The sequence below is a fragment of the Paenibacillus doosanensis genome, assembly GCF_025060755.1.
Lineage (GTDB): Bacteria > Bacillota > Bacilli > Paenibacillales > NBRC-103111 > Paenibacillus_S > Paenibacillus_S doosanensis.
The window spans coordinates 1-429 of record NZ_JANYUY010000064.1 but is presented as its reverse complement, the minus strand read 5'-3'; the positions used below and the strand labels follow the sequence as shown (position 1 = coordinate 429).

The 429-nt window shown below is 74.1% G+C and carries 1 pseudogene; it reads left to right on the top strand.

Annotated elements, in window-relative coordinates:
- A pseudogene (locus N0M98_RS29520) lies at positions 1–429 on the top strand (hypothetical protein); the annotation flags it as partial.

The following is a 429-nucleotide window of genomic DNA, read 5'->3' as shown; positions in this document are numbered from 1 at the left end:
GGAGCGCTGTCCGCCGCGGCCGGCTTCGGCGCGCTCGGCACGCGCCTTGCGGGCGGGCGGCGCTGGCTGCGCGCCGCGCCGGCGCTTGCGCTGCTGCTCGGCGCAGCGCTCGCGGGCCTGTGGCTGCTGAACGCCGGGGCAGCCACAGGCGGCGCGGCCGATCGGCAGAGCCATATCGGCCGTGCCTTCGAGACGCTGCTCCAGGGGCGGCTCGACGTGATCGGCGCTATCATCCTGCGCAAGCTGCAGATGAATGCGCATCTGCTTGCGGTCTCGGCCTGGAGCAAGGTACTGCTCACCGGCCTGGCCGTCATGGCGGTGCTGGTGCTGCGGCCCCGCGGCCGGGTGCGCCGCTGGCAGCGGGCTTACCCGTACCTGATGCACGGGTGCGCAGCCAACGCCATCGGAGCGATCGCGGCGCTCCTGCTC